This window comes from Flavobacterium piscisymbiosum (assembly GCF_020905295.1).
GTDB classification, from domain to species: domain Bacteria; phylum Bacteroidota; class Bacteroidia; order Flavobacteriales; family Flavobacteriaceae; genus Flavobacterium; species Flavobacterium piscisymbiosum.
The window spans coordinates 4,098,852-4,122,952 of the sequence record NZ_JAJJMM010000001.1; the positions used below are offsets into that span (position 1 = coordinate 4,098,852).

The 24,101-nt window shown below is 33.4% G+C and carries 22 protein-coding genes; 9 read left to right on the forward strand and 13 right to left on the reverse strand.

Annotated elements, in window-relative coordinates:
• Nucleotides 1-15 precede the first annotated feature (15 nt).
• From LNP81_RS17575 to LNP81_RS17600, 6 genes are read right to left on the reverse strand one after another with little or no spacing between them, the layout of a single operon-like run.
• Entirely contained in the window at nucleotides 16-1,422 is a 1,407-nt protein-coding gene (locus LNP81_RS17575) for an MATE family efflux transporter (RefSeq protein ID WP_230038106.1), read from the reverse strand.
• On the reverse strand, nucleotides 1,419-3,272 hold the full coding sequence (locus tag LNP81_RS17580; RefSeq protein ID WP_230038108.1) for an IucA/IucC family protein: 1,854 nt from the start codon (nucleotides 3,270-3,272) through the stop codon (nucleotides 1,419-1,421). The genes LNP81_RS17575 and LNP81_RS17580 overlap by 4 nt, the downstream gene beginning before the upstream one ends.
• A 13-nt stretch (nucleotides 3,273-3,285) precedes the next feature.
• Nucleotides 3,286-4,608 (reverse strand): lysine N(6)-hydroxylase/L-ornithine N(5)-oxygenase family protein, encoded by a 1,323-nt coding sequence (locus LNP81_RS17585; protein ID WP_230038110.1) that lies wholly within the window; start codon nucleotides 4,606-4,608, stop codon nucleotides 3,286-3,288.
• A gap of 1 nt (nucleotide 4,609) precedes the next feature.
• Entirely contained in the window at nucleotides 4,610-7,066 is a 2,457-nt protein-coding gene (locus LNP81_RS17590; protein WP_230038112.1) for a GNAT family N-acetyltransferase, read from the reverse strand.
• Nucleotides 7,047-8,564 carry a pyridoxal phosphate-dependent decarboxylase family protein gene (locus LNP81_RS17595; RefSeq protein ID WP_230038114.1) on the reverse strand — a complete coding sequence of 506 codons (1,518 nt, stop codon included), beginning with the start codon at nucleotides 8,562-8,564 and terminating at the stop codon, nucleotides 7,047-7,049. Before LNP81_RS17595 ends, LNP81_RS17590 begins: the two co-directional genes overlap by 20 nt.
• Nucleotides 8,565-8,588: 24 nt before the next feature.
• The gene (locus tag LNP81_RS17600) at nucleotides 8,589-9,224 is read right to left on the reverse strand and encodes a nitroreductase family protein (RefSeq protein ID WP_230038116.1); all 636 of its coding nucleotides are present in this window, start codon (nucleotides 9,222-9,224) and stop codon (nucleotides 8,589-8,591) included.
• A gap of 272 nt (nucleotides 9,225-9,496) precedes the next feature.
• Here LNP81_RS17600 and LNP81_RS17605 point away from each other — a divergent pair, with 272 nt between their 5' ends.
• A complete protein-coding gene (locus LNP81_RS17605) occupies nucleotides 9,497-10,609 on the forward strand; it encodes a Fe(II)-2OG oxygenase family protein (RefSeq protein ID WP_230038118.1) in 1,113 nt (370 codons plus the stop codon).
• A 287-nt stretch (nucleotides 10,610-10,896) separates the two neighbouring features.
• The gene (locus LNP81_RS17610; RefSeq protein WP_230038120.1) at nucleotides 10,897-12,324 is read left to right on the forward strand and encodes an amino acid permease; all 1,428 of its coding nucleotides are present in this window, start codon (nucleotides 10,897-10,899) and stop codon (nucleotides 12,322-12,324) included.
• Nucleotides 12,325-12,535: 211 nt separating this feature from the next.
• Here the strand turns inward: LNP81_RS17610 and LNP81_RS17615 are convergent, their stop codons facing one another.
• The 3 genes from LNP81_RS17615 to LNP81_RS17625 form a co-directional block, all read right to left on the reverse strand.
• On the reverse strand, nucleotides 12,536-13,177 hold the full coding sequence (locus LNP81_RS17615; protein ID WP_230038122.1) for a hypothetical protein: 642 nt from the start codon (nucleotides 13,175-13,177) through the stop codon (nucleotides 12,536-12,538).
• Nucleotides 13,178-13,436: 259 nt separating this feature from the next.
• Nucleotides 13,437-14,567, reverse strand: coding sequence for a serine hydrolase domain-containing protein (locus LNP81_RS17620; RefSeq protein ID WP_230038124.1), 1,131 nt, complete (start codon nucleotides 14,565-14,567; stop codon nucleotides 13,437-13,439).
• Between the two features lie 76 nt (nucleotides 14,568-14,643).
• Nucleotides 14,644-15,030 (reverse strand): lipocalin-like domain-containing protein, encoded by a 387-nt coding sequence (locus tag LNP81_RS17625; protein ID WP_230038126.1) that lies wholly within the window; start codon nucleotides 15,028-15,030, stop codon nucleotides 14,644-14,646.
• A gap of 112 nt (nucleotides 15,031-15,142) precedes the next feature.
• Between LNP81_RS17625 and LNP81_RS17630 the strand changes: the two genes are divergently transcribed.
• From LNP81_RS17630 to LNP81_RS17650, 5 genes are all read left to right on the forward strand, one after another.
• Nucleotides 15,143-15,931 (forward strand): SDR family NAD(P)-dependent oxidoreductase, encoded by a 789-nt coding sequence (locus LNP81_RS17630; RefSeq protein ID WP_230038128.1) that lies wholly within the window; start codon nucleotides 15,143-15,145, stop codon nucleotides 15,929-15,931.
• A gap of 230 nt (nucleotides 15,932-16,161) precedes the next feature.
• Nucleotides 16,162-16,968 (forward strand): phytanoyl-CoA dioxygenase family protein, encoded by an 807-nt coding sequence (locus LNP81_RS17635; protein WP_230038130.1) that lies wholly within the window; start codon nucleotides 16,162-16,164, stop codon nucleotides 16,966-16,968.
• A 153-nt stretch (nucleotides 16,969-17,121) separates the two neighbouring features.
• Nucleotides 17,122-17,808 (forward strand): CDP-alcohol phosphatidyltransferase family protein, encoded by a 687-nt coding sequence (locus LNP81_RS17640; RefSeq protein WP_230038132.1) that lies wholly within the window; start codon nucleotides 17,122-17,124, stop codon nucleotides 17,806-17,808.
• A gap of 1 nt (nucleotide 17,809) precedes the next feature.
• Nucleotides 17,810-18,241, forward strand: coding sequence for a GtrA family protein (locus LNP81_RS17645; RefSeq protein WP_230038134.1), 432 nt, complete (start codon nucleotides 17,810-17,812; stop codon nucleotides 18,239-18,241).
• 367 nt (nucleotides 18,242-18,608) lie between these two features.
• Entirely contained in the window at nucleotides 18,609-19,187 is a 579-nt protein-coding gene (locus LNP81_RS17650; protein WP_230038136.1) for a DUF4833 domain-containing protein, read from the forward strand.
• 9 nt (nucleotides 19,188-19,196) lie between these two features.
• On the opposite strand, the gene LNP81_RS17655 is transcribed toward LNP81_RS17650, so the two are convergent.
• Both LNP81_RS17655 and LNP81_RS17660 read right to left on the reverse strand, forming a co-directional pair.
• Nucleotides 19,197-19,676 carry a hypothetical protein gene (locus LNP81_RS17655; RefSeq protein ID WP_230038138.1) on the reverse strand — a complete coding sequence of 160 codons (480 nt, stop codon included), beginning with the start codon at nucleotides 19,674-19,676 and terminating at the stop codon, nucleotides 19,197-19,199.
• A 206-nt stretch (nucleotides 19,677-19,882) separates the two neighbouring features.
• Entirely contained in the window at nucleotides 19,883-20,440 is a 558-nt protein-coding gene (locus LNP81_RS17660) for an REP-associated tyrosine transposase (RefSeq protein ID WP_230038140.1), read from the reverse strand.
• A 448-nt stretch (nucleotides 20,441-20,888) separates the two neighbouring features.
• Between LNP81_RS17660 and LNP81_RS17665 the strand changes: the two genes are divergently transcribed.
• Complete coding sequence (locus LNP81_RS17665) at nucleotides 20,889-21,500, forward strand: hypothetical protein (protein WP_230038142.1); 612 nt, start codon at nucleotides 20,889-20,891, stop codon at nucleotides 21,498-21,500.
• Nucleotides 21,501-21,682: 182 nt separating this feature from the next.
• A complete protein-coding gene (locus LNP81_RS17670) occupies nucleotides 21,683-22,039 on the forward strand; it encodes a hypothetical protein (RefSeq protein WP_230038144.1) in 357 nt (118 codons plus the stop codon).
• Nucleotides 22,040-22,191: 152 nt separating this feature from the next.
• Here LNP81_RS17670 and LNP81_RS17675 read toward each other — a convergent pair whose 3' ends face one another.
• Both LNP81_RS17675 and LNP81_RS17680 read right to left on the reverse strand, forming a co-directional pair.
• On the reverse strand, nucleotides 22,192-23,049 hold the full coding sequence (locus tag LNP81_RS17675) for a hypothetical protein (RefSeq protein WP_230038146.1): 858 nt from the start codon (nucleotides 23,047-23,049) through the stop codon (nucleotides 22,192-22,194).
• Nucleotides 23,050-23,539: 490 nt separating this feature from the next.
• The gene (locus LNP81_RS17680; protein WP_230038148.1) at nucleotides 23,540-24,094 is read right to left on the reverse strand and encodes an REP-associated tyrosine transposase; all 555 of its coding nucleotides are present in this window, start codon (nucleotides 24,092-24,094) and stop codon (nucleotides 23,540-23,542) included.
• Between the last annotated feature and the right edge of the window lie 7 nt (nucleotides 24,095-24,101).

The following is a 24,101-nucleotide window of genomic DNA, read 5'->3' on the forward strand; positions in this document are numbered from 1 at the left end:
TTATACTATTTAATTTTAAACTTTAGTTAATTTCCATTTTCCTGTTCTAAATATGGTAATACAGCCAAAAGCCAGTACCAGTTCTGAAATTAATATGGCTGCAAAAATGCCTTTTGGACCAAAACCCAATGCTACTCCAAAGACATAGGAAAGTGGTATTTGTATCACATAAAACATAAGGATGTAGAGCAGGGTTACAATCATTACTTTTCCGGCAGCATTAAGTGCTCTGGAAATAACCATTGTGTAACCTAATAATACATAGGCAATAGAAATAATGTGAATGTAAGTTGTACTATTATCGACAACTTCGGGCACATCAGAAAAGATTCTGACAACGGGATCTGCTATAAAAATCCATCCTATTGCCACCGAAATCAAAAAGCACATATTGATCATGCCTGCCCGCCAAACTGATTTTTCGGCTCTATCGGGCTGTTGAGCGCCCAAATTTTGTCCGGTTAAAATTCCTGCAGCATTGCCAATACCCCAAGCCGGAGTAGTGGCGATAGAAGCAACTCGTTGCGCTATTATATATCCTGCGAGTGCATTGCCTCCAAAATGAGAAACAATTTTGATCATAAACAGCCAGCTCGATGCAGGAATTAAATACTGCAGCATGCCTCCAAAAGCAAGTCTCAATACTTTATTAAAAGTTTCGCGGTGAAGTGCCAGCTGTTGTTTACCAATTTGAATAATGGTTGTTCCTTTAATTAAATGGAATGCCTGATAACTGAGTCCTATAAAACGGGCTAGAGCGGTAGCGATACCAACTCCTAAAAGTCCGTAGGCAGGAACAGGACCCCACCCAAAAATAAGCAGCGGACACAGAAGTATGTTTAATATATTAGACAGCCAAAGTGTGCGCATTGCCATAGAAGCATAACCGGCACCTCGAAAAATACCATTTAGCGCAATACGGATAATAATAAAACCGCAGCTGGCAAACATTACTTTTGCATACAAACTGCCTTGTTTTATCATTTCTGGAGAAAGTCCTACGAGACTCAATATTTCATTACTCCATATAAAACAGATTAAGCTTATTACAATACCGCAAATAACGCTTATATTTACTACTTGTCCTGCTGTAACGCTTGCTTCTTTAAAATTCTGCTCGCCAACGCGACGCGCAATTAAAGTCGAAGCGGCAATGCTTAAACCTATAGAAACCGAATAACAAAAACTGATAACAGACTCTGTAGAACCCACAATAGAAACTGCCGCTGCACCAAGTTTACTCACAAAAAACAAACTGGCACAAACAAAAACAGATTCCATTACAAGTTCTAAAACCATAGGAACGGCAAGCAATACGATGGCCCGATTGATACTGCCTGAAGTAAACTTTTTTTCGCGGCCTAATACCGCAGTAAGAAACAAATCACTATAAGATTGAAGCCTCAATACAACTACTTTCATGATTGGTGTTGTATTGTTTCATTACTAATGTCTATAAACTCGCTCATTTCATATTGCTTAATGACATAGAGTGGATTAGGAAGTTTGCTTCCTTTTTTGGGTACGGCAAAACCGGTCTGTTCTGCATATCCGTTATTAAGCAGTTTTAAACTGTTGATATAAAAACGTTTAAACTCCGGCTCAAAAAGATTGTATTTTTCAAAGCGGTCTGTTAAATGCGGATTATCCCGTTGGTATTCCTCAATTGAACCTATTACGGTTTTCCAAAAAAGATGTTCATCATAATCCATATGAGTATGTAAAATATCAGACAGATATCTGAAAAATGCATCAAAAACGCCTATCAAAATAAACAAAGGTGTATTTTCTTTATTAGAGGATTGGATAAGACCGTCTTTAAGTTCAGCCGGTAATTTTGCTTTGGCTTCTTCTGTCAAGACTATATCATCAACAAAATCTTTAATAATAATACGCTGTGGTATTCCGTTTTTCATGACTAAAATAATATTCTCGCCATGAGGTGTTACACATAAAGAATGCTGATAGTAAATATGCAGCAAAGGCTTTAGGTAAACTTCCAGATATTGTTCCAGCCAGCGTTGCGTACTCAGCCCTGAAACGTTTATCAGTTCCTGCAGAAAAGGACGGTCGTTATCATCGATGTATAATAAAGACGCCATCGTCATTAGGTTTTCGTTAGGTTTGCGATATTTCTCGGCACTTTCCCTCCATAATGCGCCTAACATTTCACGATAATGATATGGACTGTCGGTTATGGAATTGTACTGCGGGTGACGATAAGAAACCGTAGCCACTTCGCCTAATAACACGACTTCTTTCTCCTCAAAATAAGGATCTTTATCGAGCATTTCTTTAACCCATTTTGTTACCCTTGGCGCAATATCCATTTGTTTTGGAGATAAGCCGCGGATGTTTCCTGTGCTCAAAATAGATATTGCCGTTTTTACATAATGTTTGGAAGGATAACTTAAATTAAAGAAAGTTCGAATACTTTGCTGAGGCGAATATACATCGTCACTTTTGCCCAGAATAACTAAATATTGATTAGCAAGATCCTGATGAAATTGCAGCAAAATTTTATTGTTCAATTGCCAGGGATGTACGGGTATAAAAACATAATCTTCAACGATAAGTTTCATATCGCGAAGTTTTTCCTGAAATTTTTTATAAAGTTCAGCGCCTAATTCATCGGTGTAAAAATCATTAAAGTTGATCGTTTCCAAGGCATTAAATGCAGCTCTTTTTTTATGGGCTGCCAGCCAGTATAAATCCGTATTTTTATTGGCTTCGGGAGCATATTTGTGATAATCACTATTGTTGAAACCAACGCGTCCTTTATTCGCAATTACCCACGGATGACCTTCCATTTGGTGCTCAATAGTCTGATAATCGGCTTGTGTAAGTTCAGAGGCGCTCAGCTTTTCCCTGGTATACAAATGAGCATCTGCATATAAGGTGTTGAGAAGTTCTTCGGTATATTTTGCCAGTGTAAAAGAATCTATTCCAAAGATTTTTTGTAATTCCATAAAAAAACAAAGAACATCTTTGGCAGGTGAGGCTGTGCCGTTTTCCCATCTTTGGATGCTTTCTTTTTCAATATGCCAATATTCTAAAAGTCTTGGATAAGCCGAAAAAGTATAGTGAACCTCCGGAAGATCAGTTGTTAGTTTAAAATGGGTAATACCCTCTTTTTCACTTCCTGTAATTTCTGGTTTAGCAACATCTTCGTGCATTAATTCGGCTAAACTCTTGGCTAACAAATTGATATTTACTTTTTCCCAAACTGCAGCGGTAAAAACTTCTATGTGTGGTATTGTTTCTATATTCATTTTAAGTTTGGTATTAAATACTAATTTCCTCCGCTTTTTCTGCGACAATACCCGAGAGATCAAAATCCTGAAAAGCAATTCTTTTTTCTAACTTATAGACTTCACGTTTCGCGACTTCATTAATGATATAGGAATTTCGATATGCACCCATGCCCAAATCAGATGAAATGTAGCTATGTGTATGAATTTCTGCATTCTGCACAAAAATTTCGCTGCCGTTATGATCTATACTGTAGTTTCTTTTTACATCATAACTGCCAGTTGAAGTTCTGCTGATGCGATGCTGTATGTCTTTAAGAAATTGAGGTTCCTGATAATGATATCCGGTGCCTAAAATTACATAGTCGGCATGCTCTGTAAACTTTTTCTGCTGTTCGATCTGCTCCAGATGCAATTCGTAATTATGGTGAATTCCCGCCGTTATATCATCCAATTGTATGTTGGGTCTGATTTTTACACCAATATCTTCATTATCTACACTAAGGGTATACAGATGATCATAAATCTGATTGAGTAAATCAAAGTTTACTCCTTTAAATTGTGATTTCTGGCGATCCAGCATGACACTTCGAGTCGAAGAAGGCATTTGATGAAAATAATCGATGTAATCCGGAGATGTATGCTCCAGAACAAGCTTGGAATATTCCATTGCAAAAAAACGATCCGGACGGGAATACCAATTCAGTTTTAAGTTTTTAGGTCTGTTTTGAAGCAGATCAAAGAATACTTCGGCCGCACTTTGCCCAGAACCAATTACAGTAACCGTATCCTGTTCTAATATTTCCTCTTTTCTGAATAAATAACTCGAGGTATGGCAAACCTTTTTCATTTCTTTAAGATCGACAAACTCAGGAAGTACAGGTACTGTACCCGTTCCTAATACTAATTTTTCGCAATAGTAAATTTTAGTTTGATCTTGATCTTTGTGAAATACGTGCAATTCATAAAGACCGTCTTTATAATAAATTTCCTTTACACTAGAGGAGAAGCGGCAGTTTTTGAGCTGTTTGATTACCCATTGACAGTATAGATTATACTCTTTACGCAGTACAAAGAAATTTTCGCGGATAAAAAATTTATACAATCGATCGGTCTTTTTAAGAAAATTTAAAAAACTAAACTGACTTTTAGGATCTGCCATTGAAACACAGTCGCATAAAAATGGAGTCTGCAATGTAACATGGTCAATAAGCAACCCGGGATGCCAGTTGAATTGCTCTTTTTGATCAAAAAAAAGTGATGAAACGTCATCAACTGATTCTAACAAAGCAGCTAAGCCTAAATTGAAAGGTCCAATTCCGATTCCTATTAGTGAATATATTTTACGATCTTCCATATTATTGGTTTATAAGATTAGGTTCTGCTTCAGCATTTATTACAATGTCTTGGTTTTGAGGAAATTTAGCCCAGTACCATTCGCGATAGCAAAAATTAAGATTGGAGGTTTTGTGCGGCATTTCAATAACTTTTTCGATTTTAAAGCCATGAAATGCTTTGTTCATCATCGAAGCTCTGGAATCGACAGCGCCTTCACCAACCATTTTACCCACTTCGGGTTGAGCAAATACATAATCGATCATGCATTGTGTAGCAGGTGAAACAAATTTCAGTTTAGGATCTGTTGGCGCAATAAATTGATGTGTTCCGTAATCAGTAGGCAGCACATCATAATAATCTCCCAATACATCGCGGGTAGGCCAATAAACTTCAATATTAAAAGTAGGTTCCCCGTTAGCCATTCCTATATAACTGTACAAACCATCTCCTGGAAGCAGGATTCTGTAATAGGTTTCAAGTTCGCGCAGAGGCCAGTCCATTTTCCAAGCTGCTTTTGCGTGGTCACGATGAAACCATTCGTGCAGCATTTCCAGGTCATTATCTATATCAAGAGGGCGTAAACTTATAGTAACATCTTCTTTAGGGAAATAACGATTGTAGACTAATTCTTTTCCTTTTGGATTTATCAATTGCTCTGAAAAAAAGCGTTTGTGTAAAACATTTGGAAAATTAATGCGGGTAACGCCAGCAGGATTACCACCGCAGTCAATATCATTGAGTGCCGTAAGTAAATTGCCTTTTACTTTCCAATATCTGCTTTCGAGAATAAACGTTACCAGACCGCTTTCGTCTTCTTTTTGTAAAACTTCTAAGGCATCATAAAGAATGTTTAAGAGATTTTTTTCATCTGCAAGTCCGTTGGCGCCAAAAGTATTTACAACGGCTAATATATTTCCTACCCAGAAATAATGAAGCAGTAAATTGAATAAACGATCGTCTGGTATAAACATTTTTCCGTTTTCAGAGAAACCGGGTACGATAGCATTTAATTGCTCTTCAAAAGATTTTCGGAATAAAAAACTTTGATTATCACGGAAAAATAATTTTTCAGGCATGAACGCTCCATTCAATTGTACAAGTGTATTTTGCTGATGCCACTCGCAAACCATTCCCTGTTCATTAAACATTTTTACTACGCTGTTAAGTATAATCTCAATGTATTTTTTGAACCAAAGCTCACTGGTTTTTTCTATAGATAATCCCGTTTGTTCAGAAGCTTTTTGAATGATGTTCTTCATTCTGGAAGGATCTCCCAATATGCTGTCCTGACATAAAGAAGCTAATAGACTAACATTATTTTCTTTTTCGGTTCCAGTACTTTTAAACGGATTGTATCGTACACTGGTAGAAAAACTATCCAGTACATTTCCGTTATAAGATACTGATATGAAACCCGGATCACAAATCAATTCAATATCAGGATATGTTTTTCTTACATTGTCTCCCCAGGCAGTCTGCATTAATCGTGATACATCATAACCTCTGTAAAGTTCATGGTAATGATTAATACGTTCTGCCCCTGTAATTTTAACATGAAGCGAAAATTTATACATATAATCACTTTCGTTATTGTATACGGTTCTTACCGAAGAAGTTGCTGTAAATTCTTTACCGAATACACCTAAATCGATAAGCAGATTTTCTTTTACCAGTGTATCAAATACGACTTGGTTTTTAAAATGTGAAGCTTCCCACGGATGAACCGGAAGTATTTTCCACTGCGGATATTTTTCCAGTAAATCGTGCAGATTTTTATCTTCTTTACCTGCTTCTAATACTGTTGCTTTTGCAAAATCAGAAGGCAAAACGTCGTCTACCGATTTTTCGGTAACCAAATCAGGATGCACTAAAAAATAATGCAGCTTAAAATATCCGCCGGTTTCGGGAGCATATTTTAAAACTTCAGCTTCCGTAAATCCTTCACGTCCTTTGGTAAGAGGGTGCAGTAAATGCCCAGCCGGAAATAATTGTTCTGCTTCAATAAAAGTCATTTCAGCTTTATTAAAATCCTGCCCGGAAGTTTTAAAATGTTCTAAAAACTGCGCTATTTTTTCGGTGCTCAGCTGCATTCTTTTTTTTACATTTTTAGAATCAGCCAAGGGATACTGCTGTCTTATATGGGTTGTAATTAGTTCCAGAAGACGATCTGCATCTATTTCTTTTATGGTTTCAGTACTAAGGTCACGTTCCATTACCGGAAAATCATATAAATGTCTGAAAGTTTCAGATCTGTAGCGTACAGGTGCATAGACTTCAACGTTATCAACAGGAAAATCTAATTTTAGATGAAGCTTATGATCATACTTTGACATATAAGATTTCAGCACAGGATCGTATTTAGGAACCCCTTCATAAAAACTGCTGTTACCTAATTCGCGCACGCAGCAGTTAAGTAAAATACTAAATGTAATATGGACTGCTTCCTGAGCAATCTCTTTAGGAGAAGATGTAGTCATTTCCGTGTTTTTTTATGATTGAAAGGATATTATTAATGTGTGCAATAGTCGTTAATGGGTTCAAAATGGTGAACTTTAGGTAAAAAATGCCATTTACTTTTGTGCTTGCCACTAAAACTTCGCCATTAAAAAACATTTTCTTTTTGATATGTAAATTCATTTTACAAGTGTCTCCCGGCCAGCCGTCTAGTTTATATCTAAAAACCAAAACGCTTAAATCAGAATCTGTTAAAAGTTCAAAATCTTTGTCGTTGTCTATAATTTCAGCAGTTTGCTGCGTAGTTTCGATAATGGTTTCCGTATACTGTCCCAGTTTGGTTCTTCCCATGTGGCGCAGTGTACACCATAACTTTAAAGCATCAAAACGGCGTGTACTTTGTACCAGAGACTTGTTAATTTGAGCCGGAAGTTCATCATAATCCTGCTCCTTAGGATTTAGATAATCGGCGTGGTGTTTTATAATATGAAGATGCTGTTTGTTTCTCACCATAAAAGCACTGCTGCAGATAGGCTGAAAGAAAGATTTATGGTAATCAATCGTAACAGAATCAGCTTGTTCGATACCGTTTAGAAGATGTTTGTATTTATCTGTCAGCAGTAATCCGCATCCATAAGCAGCGTCAACATGCATCCATAATTCATATTTTTTTGCCAGAATTGCAATTTCAGATAATGGATCAATATTTCCGAAATCGGTTGTACCGGCTGTAGCCACAATAGCAATAGGAATGTTGCCTTTTTCCAGCTCTTCAGTAATGGCTTGCTGTAATTTTTCAGCATCCATTCTATATCGGTTATCTGTAACAACCTGAACGATAGACTGCTCGCCAAGTCCTAAAATAGAAGCATTTTTTTGATTACTGAAATGAGATTTCTCAGAAACAAAAATTCTGAACTTACTGGCTTCCGGAGGGCATCCATTTAATTTGATATTCCAATTCAGGAATTTCAAAGCAAAATAATCTCTTGCCAAAAGCAGTCCCATAAGGTTACTCTGCGAGCCGCCGCCTGTAAAAATACCATCGCAATCGGCATTATATCCAATTTGTTCACCCGTCCAGGCAATCAATTTTCTTTCTATAAATGTTCCTCCGGCACTTTGATCATACGTATCCTGCGACGAATTAATTGCACTTATCAGTACATCTGCGGCCAAAGCAGGAATCACGACAGGGCAGTTTAAATGAGCTATATATTCTGGTAAATGATAGGCAGTTGCATGATTGACATAAATTTCATCAATCTCATTCCAAAGACTTTCATAATCCTGAAGCGGCACATCTAAGTTTACAGCTTCTACTTTATTTCTTATTTCCTCAGGTTTAATACCACTGAACGGAATTTTAGTATTTTCAAGAAAACCATTTACGCGTTTTTGCACTAATGCTATTGCATTGTTGTATTCTGCGCCAGAATTTTCATGAAAAATATCCTGATAAAAATCGTCAGTAGAACTTTTAACTAAGACATCCTGATCGTTGTCTAATAGGTTTTGCATAATGATTAGTTTTTAAAATTTGGGTTATTTAAAATAAGTTACTTTGTTAGAAACAGGGGTTCTCTTTTTTTTCGAGGGTTCAAGATCCTCAGGATAATATCCAACATAAATTAAACCGAGAGATTGTTCATTTTCGGCCAGGTCAAATTGCTTTAAATAATCAATTGCACCGGCAGATGTACTCCAGTAGCTCCCAATATTGTGGGCAGTGCAGGTGAGTGCGATGTTTTGAACGGCAGATGAAACGGCGGCAACTTCTTCCCATTCCGGAAGGTTTATTTTGAGATTTCGAACCATTACGACTCCAATAATACAGGCCGAATTAAGAGGATATTCTTTAAGTAGATTGTACTTTTCGATAGCTTCTTCAGCAGAAAATTTTTGAGAATAGAAGTCTTTGTAATAGTCTGCCAGAAAGGATCCTAGTTGATCTAAATAATTATCCTGTAAAATAATAAACCTCCATGGTTCGGTCATTTTATGCGTAGGTGCATAAGTTGCGTTTGTTAAAATTTCATTTAATAATTCATCCGGTATGTTTTGCTTAAAAAATTCATCAGCATAAACACTTCGTCTGGTCCGGATGATTTTTGAAATTTTATTTTCTCTATACGTAAAATCTGATGTCTTGATTTTACTGGGTTTAGTGCTAATATTCATATTTTTTTAAAAAATTATTTAAGAAAATTCTTTTTTTAAATGATAAAACAAATATATTTGTAAGTAGATTTTATTTAGAATAAATAAAAACAGTGCAAGCAAATGTAGAAATTAATCTTTATAAAAAAAATAAAACAGAAAAAATATTATACGAAATTCTCTACATTTCAAAAATGTATCAGAACAATGTTTTATTTGTATATGGTTTAGTTGTAGTAGTTTGTGTTTTTTATTTGTCCCCAATTTTTATTAACTATTAAATAAACTAATAAATGAAATCACAATCATTAATTGAAGATGAAATACCAGTAAAAGAAAATTATGCTTATCAGATTCCTACAAGCCCGCTGATAGTAGAGATTACGCCTCAGGAAAGAAATATTTTATCTAATGTGGGCTCACTTTTAGAGAAAGCATTTCAGAGCTATGAAAATCCAGATTATATAGAGGCGCTTCATTTTTATTCTTTTCAGCTTCTTCCGGAACGAATAGCCAGAATCTTAAGCCGTTTTGGAACAGATTTCTCTGCTGACCAGTACGGAGCCATCATTTTTAGAGGACTTCTTGAAGTAGATCAGGATCATCTGGGACCGACGCCCGCTAACTGGCAGAGTGCCGATTATTCAAAACTCAATAAATACGGCTTTATTTGTTCGCTGCTGCATGGAGCAGTTCCTTCGAAACCTGTCCAGTATTATGCGCAGCGAAAAGGCGGAGGAATTCTGCATGCCGTTATTCCTGATGAAAATATGGTTGCTACGCAAACAGGGTCAGGGTCAAAAACAAATCTGTATGTTCATACTGAAGATGCGTTTTTGCTGCATCAGGCAGATTTTTTAAGCTTTCTTTATTTGCGAAATGAAGAGAGAGTTCCTTCAACACTTTACTCGGTGCGATCACATGGCGGGGTTAATACGGTAATGGAAAAACTTTTTGATCCTATTTATCAATGTCCTAAAGATGCCAATTATGATGAAGAAACAAGTAACGGCCCGCTGGCTTCTGTTTTATATGGAAATAAAGAACTGCCTTTTATTAGATTTGATGCGGCAGAACAGATATTTAATGAAAAAGCAGGACAAACGCCTGAAGCGCTGTACAATTTAACTGAATTCTGGAACGAGGCTAAAGAGTTAATTAATAGTGATTATACACCAGATTCCGGAGACGTTATATTTGTTAACAATCATTTATGTGCCCATGGAAGAAGTGCTTTTACGGCAGGGCAGAGGGAAGAGAATGGTAAGATTGTAAAGTGCGAGAGACGACAGATGCTAAGAATGATGAGTAAAACCAGTCTAATTCATATAAGGTCGATGACGCACACAAATGATCCGTATTTTGTTATGGAAGAACATTTAGGGAAAGTTTTTGATCAGGATTAAGTAGTAAGACTGAATTAAAGGAGAGATGTCAAAGTGTTTTTGATGTCTCTTTTTGTTTCAGGTCAATACGAACTTTTAAGTTTTAAACTATTGATTTATAGTTTTTTAAAAGGATATAGCTTGTTTTTTTAGATCATTTTATACAAGATGTAAATAAGTTTGTATATTAAAAATCATTAATGAATATCCCTTATAGTATAACGCATGCTTTGTGCGATTCCTTTTTTAACTTATCTTCGCTCTTTATACACTTGTGAGTGCATTTAACTCCTTTAAAAATCTAATTTGTGAAAATAAAACAGGAAGACGTACAAGATAATCAGCTTAAACGTGGGCTGACTAACCGCCACATTCAGTTAATTGCTTTAGGCGGATCAATAGGAACAGGTCTTTTCCTTGGCATTGGTCCAGCGGCTGTATTAGCAGGGCCATCTGTTATTTTAGGATATGCTATTGCCGGAATTATCGCTTTTTTTATCATGAGACAACTTGGCGAAATGGTTGTCGAAGAACCTGTATCAGGAAGCTTTAGTCATTTTGCTTATAAATATTGCGGTTCTTTTGCCGGTTTTGCATCAGGTTGGAATTATTGGATTTTATATATTTTAGTCAGTATGGCTGAACTTACAGCTATTGGTGTTTATGTGCAGTTTTGGTGGCCTGAAGTTCCGCTGTGGGCATCCAGTTTATTTTTCTTTCTGGTTATTAATGCTTTGAATTTTGCCTCTGTAAAAGTTTACGGAGAAACAGAATTTTGGTTTTCAATCATAAAAGTTGTCGCAATTATTGCCATGATTCTCTTTGGTACTTACTTGCTAATAAGTGGAACAGGAGGAGAACACGCTACAATTCATAATTTATACAATGATGGAGGTTTCTTTCCAAAAGGGTTCTTTGAAAAAACTGCAACCGGTGATTTTCAGGGTTTACTATCAGCAATGGCGCTAATTATGTTTTCCTTTGGCGGTTTAGAACTCATTGGAATTACCGCTGCTGAGGCAGAAAACCCGGAGAAAAACATTCCAAAAGCAACCAATCAGGTTATTTACAGAATCCTTATTTTTTATGTTGGTGCATTGGTCATTTTATTTGCTTTATCACCATGGAGACAAATTACGACAGATAGTAGTCCGTTTGTAATGGTTTTTCAAAATTTAAACGGAATGGAATTTGAGTTGTTTGGCCGCAAAATATTTTTTACAAGCCTTATTGCCAATGTGCTTAATTTAATTGTATTAACCGCAGCTTTATCCGTATATAATAGTAGTGTTTATAGTAATTCACGTATGTTATATGGTTTAGCAGATCAGGGCAATGCGCCTAAATTTTTAATGAAGCTGAACAAACAATCGGTACCTATTAATGCCATTTTAATTTCTTCATGTTTTGCCGCTATTTGTATTTTAATAAATAAAATAATGCCAAAAGAGGCTTTTAGTATTTTAATGTCTTTAGTGGTTTCTTGTTTGGTGATTAACTGGGTTATGATTTCGTATACGCATCTGCAATTTAGACGTTCGAAAGACAGGGAAAACATAAAAACGAAGTTTGCTTCATTATTTTATCCCGTAAGTAATTATATCTGTTTTGTATTTTTATTGGGTATTTTATCCGTAATGTGGATCACTAATATGAAGTTATCCGTAGAATTAATTCCTATTTGGCTGGGTATTCTTTTTGCGTGTTATAAAGTTTTAAAAACAAAAAAGGAGTAGGGCTTATTATATGATTCATTACAAGGCATTGAAAGTTAATATATCGTTGACTTTCAATGCCTTTTTTAATGCTATGTTTTCGTTTTTAATATCAAAATTAAGACACAAAAGAAATCCCATTTCTATTGAAATGGGATTTTATTTTCGTTTGTTAATGTGCTTAATTACAACTATTTATTAGAGATATTGACTAAAATATTTTATACACACTTTATATTTTTAAAATATCACTAATTACCTTAATAAAACCATATTCTTCAAAATGACTCCAAAGGATAGGTACTGTCAAATTGTATTCTTTTCCTTTTGCCCATATAAGTTTGTATCCGCTATCTTCCATGTAAATACAACCATAATCTGCTTCTGTAGCACTACATAACTCTTTAAAATATTTGTCAATTGATGTTGAATTAGCAAAAAGACGACTCATACTACTAGTAACTGCCCAGAATTGAAGCTCTATGCAATTCTCCATTTTTGAAGAATAGTCATTAATGTAAATTTCAACATTGCCTATCCACCATTTGTTATCAGTAGTCTTATAATAATCGATAAAGTCAGATTCATCAACAGAATTTGGCTGATAAGATTGAGTTAGATCATATAAATGATACTCAATTATTTTATTGTCTTCATCAACTAAAATACATGTATCTATTTTTTGATTTATTCCAAAATTTTCAAGTAAGGTTTTGGATGTTTGTCCATTGGCATAATTATGAATTCTGTATAGTTCTTCATTAATGATTTCAAATGAGACTCTTTTTTTATCTGAACGCTCATAAATGAGTTTTAGAGCCCTCTTAAGGTTTTCTTTTTTAATGTATATTCTGTAATCGTAATCTAGTCCCATTTTTGCAATTCGTTTGAGTCAAATATATTGCTTTTAACTTTAAAAAGATTAAAAAGGAATTTTTGTCAGAGATATTTTTCCCACTTAAATTCGTTTGTGTTTATTGTTTTCGAACAAGAGAATCTATTATGATTAATATAATATATATCATTCTAAACTCTTAAAATGCGGTTAAGGCTCTTATACAAATGTTTGAATTGGAGTACAATCCGTTGAAACAAAAAACAATAAAAGATTATGGATTAAGGCAGTATTTTAGTCATTTTTTTTCAATTAATGCCATTTTTTCGAATATTTCATTTAATGCATCTTCCATAATTCTGGCTGTATCCGTACCACTTTGATTAGTAATAATAAATGCACCCAGATCGTATTTTGGAACTACATAGATATAGCATTGAGAACGTGGCACTCCACCGTGGTGAAGATAAAAGGTTCCCAGTTTTTTATCATCGGTTGCGATATTCCAGAAATAACCAATACTAAACGTATCATCAAATTTTGCAATTGTTTTATGTGATTCAGCAACGATTTTATTATTTTTCAACTGAAACTTAATATATTTAACCATATCAGGTATCGTCGATTTCATATTACCTGATGCTCCCCATGGTAATTGCGGCATTGGCGACGTGATTACACTATTATCGCTGTGATAACCCACCGCAAGCTTTTTGGCTTCCTGATTAGAAAGGTTGATTTTAGTGTTCTGCATTGCAATGTTTTCACCCAGGTAATCTGTTAGTAGTTTTTCATACTTTGTTTTATAAACTTTTTCTAAAATAAAAGCTATAAGTTGGCTGCCTGCACTTGAATAAGAATATTTATATCCCGGAACAGTATCAATTTTGACTTTATGAAGATCTCTTAAAAAATCTTTTTGTCCGTAATTTTTATAAAGTGCATTGATTTTTGCAGGAGTATCGTGGCTTGTGAAGTTCTGCAGAATTGTATTTGCTTCAAGTGGCAGCATATTTGGTAATCCGCTTGTATGAGAAAGCAAATGTTTTACAAGAATAGGCTGATTCCCGTACTTTAGATTTGGATAATTTTCTGGTAAATACTTCTGAACTTCATCTTCGATATTCAATTTCTTTTCGCTGACTGCTTTTGCGGCAAGTGTTCCTGCAAATGTTTTGCTTAAAGAACCTATTTCATAAATTGTTTCATTATCAGGGCAATTATTTTTTCCTTGCTCTAATTCTCCGTAATGACCAATGAATTCTTTTCCCTGATAAACTATTGCTATCGAAGCAGAATGAATTAAAGGTTTTTTAATCATTCTATTTGCCGCACTATCGATTATAATTTTAATGTTTTCTGTTTGTGAACTCTGAGCCAGACAAAAGATAGAGGATAGCAAAAGAATTAAAAGGAATCTATTTTTCATAGTTTTAAGCGGTTATACTTTTTATATGGAATTGATTAGATTATTGAATGCCTTTTTTAATGGAGATAAGGATAGCTTAATTCGCTTTTTCATATTGCATCATTTCTGCATTATTTTCAGAGATGATAACCAATTTGGCTTTAGTAAGCTCCTTGATTTTTACTTTTCTGTTCTCCTTAGGAAATGTTATCGATAACGTATTGTCGCTTCTTGAAAAAGTACCTTCTACGGTACTTATGTCACAGGATGTGTTGCTGGTTTCGTCAGTCTGTACCACAATAATAGAGTTTTGCTCAAAAGCCAAGCTTTCGTTCAGACGGCATTCACTTAAAGGCTGTCTCATACCGGAAACATACAATGCCTTTAGCTGCCAGACACCTTGAATATCTCCTGATGTGTCATCTGGGATAATTTCACTACTGTTTGAGCAAGAGGTTAAGATGAGTAAAAATAGTGAGAGCAAGTATCCTTTTTTCATCGTATTGGGTTTTCTTTTTTTTATAGTCTATTTGAAATTGAATGTGCAAATCAAATATAGAATTAATCTTTATATTTGGATTATTAAATTAATAAAAATGAGCGAAAAAATTAAACCGTATGCCTTAATAACTGGAGCCAGCAAAGGCATTGGAAAATCAATTGCTTATGAATTGGCTAAACAGGGTTATGCACTATTGCTTGTTGCAAGAAGTGAGAAGGAATTAAAAGCACTATCTGACGATCTTCAACTTAAATTCGGTATAAATGCTTTTATTTTGCCAATTGATCTTTTGATAAATGGTGCATCACTAAAAGTAACCGATTGGATAAAAACGAATCACTATCCGGTTGGCATTTTAGTCAACAATGCAGGTTATGGTGTGTGGGGCGATTTTAGTCAGTCTTCTCTAACCGATCAGCTTGGCATGATGCAGCTAAATATGAATGTAGTTGTAGAATTTTCACATTTATTAATACCCATACTTTTACAAGAAAAGCAATCCTATATTCTAAATATATCCAGTACTGCTGCCTACCAGGCTGTACCTACGCTGGCTGTTTATTCGGCTACAAAGGCTTTTGTTTTATCGTTTACACGTGCCTTGCGTTTCGAACTTGCCCAAACTTCAATTTCAGTAACTTGTTTTAGTCCGGGTCCTGTAGATACTGGTTTTGCCGAAAGAGCTGGTTTAAGCGCTTTTAGCAAAATGGCCGAAAAGTTTAATATGCAGCCTGATGAAGTTGCAAAAATGGCTGTAAAAGCCATGTTCAGCAAAAAATCAGAGGTTATTCCGGGTTTTACCAATATTATTTCGGTTTATGCCAACCGTATACTACCAAAGGCATTTATCGAAAAAACCGCAGCCGGAATTTATAAAATTTAATTTTTTCAAAAAAATAAAAAAATATTCTTTATAAAATAAAAAATTATATTAAGTTTGTATTAAATTCTACTAATTCTATAGAGTATGTCAAATAATAGAAAAAATATGTTCAATTTATCTGAAAACCGAATGCACGCCAACATGCTAATGTTTTGTTGTTGCTGTTGTTGTTATTCTGTTTTAGATAAAATTACAAACTATATTATTTCATTTATTTAATCTATATTATCATGGTATCTTCTTATAAAACCTTTACCCTTACTGACCAATTAACTAATGAGCAAATTGCGTTTTTTAACGAACATGGATTCATCCATTTCAAAAAATTTATAAATCCGGAAACGGTTTCATCCATCATTGATGCTTCCAAACAAGTGGAGCAAAAATGGATTGACAACGATCTTCAAAAAGTAAACGGCGTTCCAATTAAATACGGAAAAGATTTAGACGGCTCTCCAATTGTACAACGTTTTGCTTTTATCAATCAACATCATCAAACATTAAGCGGTCTTTTACTTGATCCAAGATTCAATAGTTTATTACCATTGGCAGGCGAGGGTTCGAGATTAGGTACTGAAGAAAAAGACGGAATGGTTTTTAATCATTATATCAACGGACCTGAAAGTAAGTTTACTAAAATGGGCTGGCATACAGATGGTTTGAGAGATATTTTTTATGGTGCAAAATTAAACCCGATGCTCAATGTGGGGATTCATTTAAGCACTTTAAAACCTGAAAACGGAGGCCTTAAAATCATTCCGGGTACTCACAAGCAAAGTGTTTATCAAATGCTTTTTCGTAAAAAATACTTTTTAGATAATAAACCTGATCCACAGGAAGTTTCTATCACTCCGGAAGCTGGAGATTTAACCATTCACGATGGCCGTTTGTGGCACAGAGTGGCAGAATCAACTATCCGTGGCGAAGAGAGTAGAAGGAGGGTTATTTATATTCCGATTATTGCAGGAAAATATGCTCCTAAAAATGAGAACAGTCCAACGGTTTTCTATCAACGTTTTGCGGGTATTGTTAAGTAATATGCTGATTATTATCGCATTTAGTTATCTGGTTAGATCAGGTAAGCTAAAAAGAACCACTGATTTTTTTAAAAATACGCAAAGAAAAATAAAATTTAAAATTATAAAAGTAGAACTGGCTATAGTGTCAGGCTTACAAATATTGCGCTATTAATGGAGAACGAAACACAGGTTGAAAATCATAATGTAATTGTACAACGAACATTTTCAGACCGTAAGAGAACTAATATTTTAAAAAGGGCAGAACAGTCAACGATTGTATTTTTGCTTCCAAAAGTGCCTAAATTAATTTCACCAAACGTACTCACCCTAATTGGTACGCTTGGTTCTGGATTGGTTTTCCTGGCTTTTGTTTTAGGTACTTATTTCGCCAATTGGTATTTACTTTTGGGTATTATTGGTTTGGTTATAAATTGGTTAGGAGATTCATTAGACGGAAGATTGGCTTATTTCAGAAATATTCCACGCCGTTGGTATGGTTTTGCACTCGATATTATTGCCGATTGGATTGGTATTGTACTTATTGGCTTTGGCTACTACATTTATGCTGAAAATGGCACACAAATAATAGCCTTTGCTTTTGTCGCATTGTATGGCTGGTCGATCATCATCAGCCAGTTGCGCTACAAAATAACCAATGAATACAGTATAGATTCCGGATTTGTTGGTCCAACAGAACTAAGGTTTATTATTGCTTTAATTTTAATTCTGGAAGTTTTATTTCAGGGATCAATAACCTATTTGGCTGGTTTCATCACTATTCTCTTATTTATAATCAATGTTATTGATAGCTTAAAACTTTTAAAGCTGGGCGATTTAAGAGATAAAAACCAAGACTGATATGTTCAGCAAAAAATCCATTTCCACTTTTCTGCAAGCACAAGTTGCGGCATTTTTAGGCGGCATTACCGATTATGGTTTAATGATTTTATTGACAGAAGTATTCAAATTGCATTTTACCTTTTCTATTCTAATCTCCGGAACCATTGGCGCAATTGTCAATTTCAGTATCAATAGATTTTGGGTTTTTAAGAATCAATCCGGTTATAGCAGCCGTATCAATAGTCAGCTTTTTAAATTTGCATTGGTGGTTTTGGGAAGTATTTCCTTGAAATCATTTGGTACACTTATTTTGCAAAAATCATTTCAAATCGATTACAGAATCGGAAGACTAATCACCGATAGTTTTGTTTCTTATGGTTTTAATTATCCACTGATTAAAAATTGGGTTTTTAGGGCAAAAGAAAAGCAGAATGTAATTGAATCAAATTAGAAAATCAATATTTATCAGCGTTTTCGCTTTAGCGAATCAGTAAAATCAGTGTCTAATTGTGACGCGGATAAAACAGATTTACTTCGTAAAAACGCGGATAAAAACGGATTTGATTTGCAATAATTTTATTTTCTAAAAGCTTGACTTAATGACATTGCCCGATCCCAAAACTTTGGTACGGGATAGATTTTATATATAAAAAAATAAAACAAAAAGAAACTCAGTTTCGGACACATAACCGACTATGTTTTTTGTAAACAAGTGAAACGCCTTTTTCAAGCGCGCCAAATCTATTTTTCGAGCCTGCACTGAGCGGAGTCGAAGTGTGTTTAAATAATTACACCCAATGTTATATAAAAATTTCTTTATGAATAAATTACCATTTAAATATTTTACAAAAACACTAATCGTTATAACGATCTTAGTAAATATAATTTCCGGAAATCTATTGGCACAATCTAAAAATCCGTCGCCATTGACTTTTCCAACGCCTAAAAACATAGATAATATGCTATTTTACATTCAGCGCGACCCCAATACAAACACTGCTATTTATGCCATAAACTATCAGGAGAATGGAAAAATAGACAAAACCAATCCTATAAAAGCCTATTGGATTAGATATGCTGAAAAAGGAGAAAAAAAAGATTTTAGTTATATACAACGCAAATTTGCATACGGAATAGAAAGTAAATCCTTGAATAATGAGGAGTTTGAGCTTCAGTTTGTATCCTATAAAAAGTTACCCTTAACCTTGAAAAAGATAGATTCAGATCAAAAATATCACGTTTTTGTTAGTGTAAATCAGAAAAAAATCCAGGTAGAAAAAATATTTGTGCGCATTGAAGGAGGTTCTTTTTGGTTACCCAATGTAAAATATGCCGAAGTTACCGGAATTGATGTTTATTCGAATAAAATGATTACTGAGAGGATGTTGTTGAAATGAGAATAGTATTTAATTCTCTTTATTTTCGTGATCTTCATCAAATTTAATAGAGTCTGTCTTTATAGTTTTTAAAATAGATTCTATTTTTTTTCTCCGTGACTCTACATATTCCTTTTTATAAATAAGATAAATACTATCCTTCTCTCTTTCTAGTTTAAAATATTTCGTAGAGGTAGCTCTAGTGGTGTAATTCCAAACCATATTCATGTCGTTTAGAAATTTATTTCGAACATAAATAACTCCATTTTCTTCAATATAATCCACTCTAGAATCATCCAAAACCCATTTTATATTCTTGTAGTAGCTTGGAGAAATCTCATTTGGCTTGGCAAATTTGTAAAGATCATTGTCAAAAAATATTATTTGACGGGTATATTTTTCTTCAGCTGAAATTACAGGCTTAAGTTCGACGTATCTATTTTCCCAATAAAAGTAAGCCGAAAGCAAAAGAATTAGAGTCGCTAAGGTTATGTATATCTTTTTTTTCATAATTCTATTTTAATTTTAGTTTTAAATCTCCTGAAGAATTAAATTGAAAGGTTAAATTGAAGTTTTGTTTCCACTGACTTCGCATGTCAAACGGTTTGGCTCCGCAATATTTTTTGACTAATAAAGCGTCTGAATCTCCAATGTTACCGTTAGCGCAGATTTGCAATCTGTGCTCGCATAGAAGAGTAAATACAAAGGTTAAGCATTTAAAATAAGTACAACAAAACAACATCTAAATCATTTTCTAATCCTGAATAATTCCTTGCTGAACTAAAATAATAATCTTCAGCCGAACTAACAGTTTTATCTTTTACGGGATTATTATGGATGTAATCTATTTTTTGTTTAATAAATTTATTGCTGTAAATATGTTCCGCATGATAACCATTTTGCCAAACTTTATAATTCTGATCCTTTTTTAAATGCTCACATGACTTTTGAAAATATTCCAGCATCCATTCTCTTCTGCTTTTTTCAGGTTCATTTATTATAGTCTGTATCATTTTTTTTGATGTAAATTTTTTAAAATCTCTAATAATATCAGATAATATAAAACCATTCGTCCCTTTGCAGAGTAAATGAATATGGCTGCTCATAATGCAATAGGCATAAATTTCTAAACCTTTATTTTCCTGACAATATTTTAAAGCATTTATTAAAATATTTTTTTGATTTAGTCTGGTGAATATATCTATCCATCCTACAGCAGTTATAGTTATGAAATATGCTTCCTCAGTGGTTGTTGCTTTGTATTTTGTCGACACCTTCTTTTTTCCTACAAAAATAAAAAGTATACTGGAAAATTTTACTTTTTATTTATGGGTTTTTAAAGGAATTAATTTGCGGGCACAAATTGCAAATCTGCGATATTGTTGCGGAAATATATCTGCAATAACGTTTTTTTTACAAAGAGAACTAACCAAACCAATCTTTGCGTGCACGGATTGCAAATCCGCGCTATCGTTGCCGAGATAAATCAGTGCGATCGGGTTATCAGGTCATCAAAGCATCAAGACCAACGATATTTGCACCATGTTAGTACGAAAAGTATTCAATAAATGAAAAGCCCGTTTGATAATTTATGAAATAAAAATCCTATTTTTGAAAGATAATGAATACTAGTATTTATCATGCATATCGACCAAATTTAGAGTATATAAGTCGGATATCGTTAGGCATATAATAAGTTAGCTGTTATTTAAAACTGAAATTATGAATAAATTTATCGATGAATTTAATGGCTCAATTGAGCGAATTAAAAATAATTTTTACTTTAGTTTTTTATCATTGAACTTTATTAATCAAAGACCATTTCATAATGATATTGTTTTAGCTTCAGGCTTGACTAATAATATTATGAGTGCTGCTTCAATTAATAACTTTGATTTAGACGGGGTAAATGAATATGGAAATTCAATAAGAAGGCACTATTTAAATGATTTAGTAATTGCATATGAAAGGTATGCTATGTCAATGATTGCATCACACCAAAATGGACAGACAATAACAGAACCTGCCACACTTAACAACAGAACTCTTGGGGCTCACCTTTTTGAACAATTACCAAATATTTTCTCAATGGATGAATTAAATTTTTTAGTGCAATTGAGACGCTTAAGAAACTCAATAGTTCACTATAATGGAAATTATTCAGCAACAAATCTTTTGGACTATTCATTCGGAACAAATATCTATAATTCCAATGGCCAAGAAGGTCAACCAATTTCAATTGAATTTGATAATATCATTTGGATTAATAGTGAACTAAAAACAATTGTAACGAACGGAAATAACAATTATTTTATGCAATATCCGACATCATAAACAATAGCTAACAGTTACTACAACGTATTTGGGCAATTGGCTTGAAGTTGATTTTGTATTTGGAGTGATTTGGCAAACCCGAAGAATGGGCTTAATTTAGTCTCAAACCCGCTCTAGCGCCAGAACGTTATATGGCATAGCCTCAAATGAAAGCTTTAAAATTTGATTAAATAAAAATTGAAATGGATTTAGAAATTTTAAAAAAGTATAATATTAAATTCGAGAATTCATCCGAATTTGGAAAATTGATGTTTTCTCCTATTTTAATTCTAAACCAATTTGCTGTCGACACAATTACTCAGTATGATATAATTGACACAATTGAAGGATTAAATTCAGTTTTAAAAAGAGACGTTTTAAATTTATCTTTTTCAACAGATTCTTTTGTCACGTTGGATGTGGAAAAAGAAATTACCAAATTTTATGATCATCCCGAATTCATTAAAAATAATAATGTTCTTTTTTCTTTGCCTACAAATGACTTAAAAGAAATTATATTGTCGTGGAAAGAATATTTAGAACTAGACTATCGTTGCTGAGATAAATCTGCGCGATCGGAGTACAAAAAAAAACATTTTGTAAGAAATAGCATTTTAATTTTGTAACCTCGAATGGAAACAAATCTTATGTGTAATGTGTTGTAAATCAATTTTGGTATTAATCTATTGGAAAGTTTATGGGAAGTTAAATATTAATAAAAATTGTTTTTATATAAATATGATCTAAAAATATCTTCATGAATCTGTAAAGGAAACTGAAAATAGTTTAACTTTTGCCTTGGGCGTAGAAGATAAAAGTTATCAATATCAATTTTTGTTTTGTCATGTTTAAAATAATAGCCTTTTAATCTAAATGCATAAAATGAATAAAATGAAGTATCTTTTGGAATAGTAATAGTGTTAGATAGTTCTTCATTTGTTTGTATTATTTGTCCTCTATACAAAATATTTATATTACGTTTTATTGTATAAATATTGGAATTTGGACTAACAGCAAAGATATCTACAGTAATGTTTGTATTATAACTATCAGCTTTTTTACATATTAAAGTAAATTTAACGGAGTAAGTTTTTTTAAAGTATGAACTATCTACTATTTGCAAATTTGAGAAGCTAAGTATGGGAGGTTCTCCATTAATTATTGTAGTTTTTACGGAATCTTTTAATTTGATGACTTGATTCTTAATAGTGTCGTACTGTAAGCCTTGTTTTTTAAATGCTAATGAAAGACCATCAAAAAGCTGGTCTGTAGCATTTTTAACACCTGCTTTAATTTCTTTTGCTCTTAATGTTTCTTTATCACTTAACTTTTTATCATTATCCTTTGAAACGTTTCTATTGTTTATATCTTGCAAAAAAAGTGTCAAAGCAACAAGAAGACCAAAACCAATTGCTTGTTTACCTCTAGGGGTGTACCTTTTCCACTTGTACCATTTATATCTATGATCTGTTAAACTTCCCTTTGCCGTTATCATTGTTAAAACAAATGTAAAAAACGCAATTATAGCAACATAGTAATAATTTTCAATAATAGGTAGTTTTTCTAACATAGTCTAAAAATATGGTTATAAGAAGATACTAATTTCTTTTTAGTTGTTGAATTAATTTGTTATCAAATTTCCTAATTGATTTTCACTTTAATAAAATTAAAAGTAATCCTTTTATTTAATGATTCCCGAATTTATTATTTGGGAAGATTTTGGAAAATTGAGAATCACATTTTCTATAAAATAATTTTCCGTATTCTATGAGTTGGACATTTTTTTCAAAGAGCTTTCTATGTTTGCAATTTTTTTATAAACTTCCCATATTAAAAATATTATGAAGTTTGTGGGGGTAATAAGATTATAGATGTCTAATAAAGTTTCTTGATTTAAAACCCGCTCTCCAAAGCCTTTGCTAAGAAAAGCTCCGCAAATGTCTCTAGACTTCGCGCAATTTTTTTGTTTCTTAAAAATTATAAATTCGTTACCCGTTAGCGCAGATTTGCAATCTGTGCCCGCATAGAAGAGTAGAAGAGCAAATACAAAAGTCAAGCATTTAAAATAAGTACAACAAAACAACATCTAAATCATTTTCTAATCCTGAATAATTCCTTGCTGAACTAAAATAATAATCTTCAGCCGAACTAACAGTTTTATCTTTTACGGGATTATTATGGATGTAATCTATTTTTTGTTTAATAAATTTATTGCTGTAAATATGTTCCGCATGATAACCATTTTGCCAAACTTTATAATTCTGATCCTTTTTTAAATGCTCACATGACTTTTGAAAATATTCCAGCATCCATTCTCTTCTGCTTTCAGGTTCATTTATTATAGTCTGTATCATTTTTTTTGATGTAAATTTTTTAAAATCTCTAATAATATCAGATAATATAAAACCATTCGTCCCTTTGCAGAGTAAATGAATATGGCTGCTCATAATGCAATAGGCATAAATTTCTAAACCTTTATTTTCCTGACAATATTTTAAAGCATTTATTAAAATATTTTTTTGATTTAGTCTGGTAAATATATCTATCCATCCTACAGCAGTTATAGTTATGAAATATGCTTCCTCAGTTGTTGTTGCTTTGTATTTTGTCGACACGTTCTTT

Bases quoted from the DNA above. Each gene is read 5' to 3' on its own strand.
- LNP81_RS17605 (WP_230038118.1), top strand. From the start codon at position 9,497: ATGAAATCACAATCATTAATTGAAGATGAAATACCAGTAAAAGAAAAT.
- LNP81_RS17655 (WP_230038138.1), bottom strand. From the start codon at position 19,676: ATGAAAAAAAAGATATACATAACCTTAGCGACTCTAATTCTTTTGCTT.
- LNP81_RS17650 (WP_230038136.1), top strand. From the start codon at position 18,609: ATGAATAAATTACCATTTAAATATTTTACAAAAACACTAATCGTTATA.
- LNP81_RS17670 (WP_230038144.1), top strand. From the start codon at position 21,683: ATGGATTTAGAAATTTTAAAAAAGTATAATATTAAATTCGAGAATTCA.
- LNP81_RS17580 (WP_230038108.1), bottom strand. From the start codon at position 3,272: ATGAATATAGAAACAATACCACACATAGAAGTTTTTACCGCTGCAGTT.
- LNP81_RS17640 (WP_230038132.1), top strand. From the start codon at position 17,122: ATGGAGAACGAAACACAGGTTGAAAATCATAATGTAATTGTACAACGA.
- LNP81_RS17600 (WP_230038116.1), bottom strand. From the start codon at position 9,224: ATGAATATTAGCACTAAACCCAGTAAAATCAAGACATCAGATTTTACG.
- LNP81_RS17615 (WP_230038122.1), bottom strand. From the start codon at position 13,177: ATGGGACTAGATTACGATTACAGAATATACATTAAAAAAGAAAACCTT.
- LNP81_RS17595 (WP_230038114.1), bottom strand. From the start codon at position 8,564: ATGCAAAACCTATTAGACAACGATCAGGATGTCTTAGTTAAAAGTTCT.
- LNP81_RS17630 (WP_230038128.1), top strand. From the start codon at position 15,143: ATGAGCGAAAAAATTAAACCGTATGCCTTAATAACTGGAGCCAGCAAA.
- LNP81_RS17635 (WP_230038130.1), top strand. From the start codon at position 16,162: ATGGTATCTTCTTATAAAACCTTTACCCTTACTGACCAATTAACTAAT.
- LNP81_RS17665 (WP_230038142.1), top strand. From the start codon at position 20,889: ATGAATAAATTTATCGATGAATTTAATGGCTCAATTGAGCGAATTAAA.
- LNP81_RS17575 (WP_230038106.1), bottom strand. From the start codon at position 1,422: ATGAAAGTAGTTGTATTGAGGCTTCAATCTTATAGTGATTTGTTTCTT.
- LNP81_RS17620 (WP_230038124.1), bottom strand. From the start codon at position 14,567: ATGAAAAATAGATTCCTTTTAATTCTTTTGCTATCCTCTATCTTTTGT.
- LNP81_RS17590 (WP_230038112.1), bottom strand. From the start codon at position 7,066: ATGACTACATCTTCTCCTAAAGAGATTGCTCAGGAAGCAGTCCATATT.
- LNP81_RS17645 (WP_230038134.1), top strand. From the start codon at position 17,810: ATGTTCAGCAAAAAATCCATTTCCACTTTTCTGCAAGCACAAGTTGCG.
- LNP81_RS17675 (WP_230038146.1), bottom strand. From the start codon at position 23,049: ATGTTAGAAAAACTACCTATTATTGAAAATTATTACTATGTTGCTATA.
- LNP81_RS17585 (WP_230038110.1), bottom strand. From the start codon at position 4,608: ATGGAAGATCGTAAAATATATTCACTAATAGGAATCGGAATTGGACCT.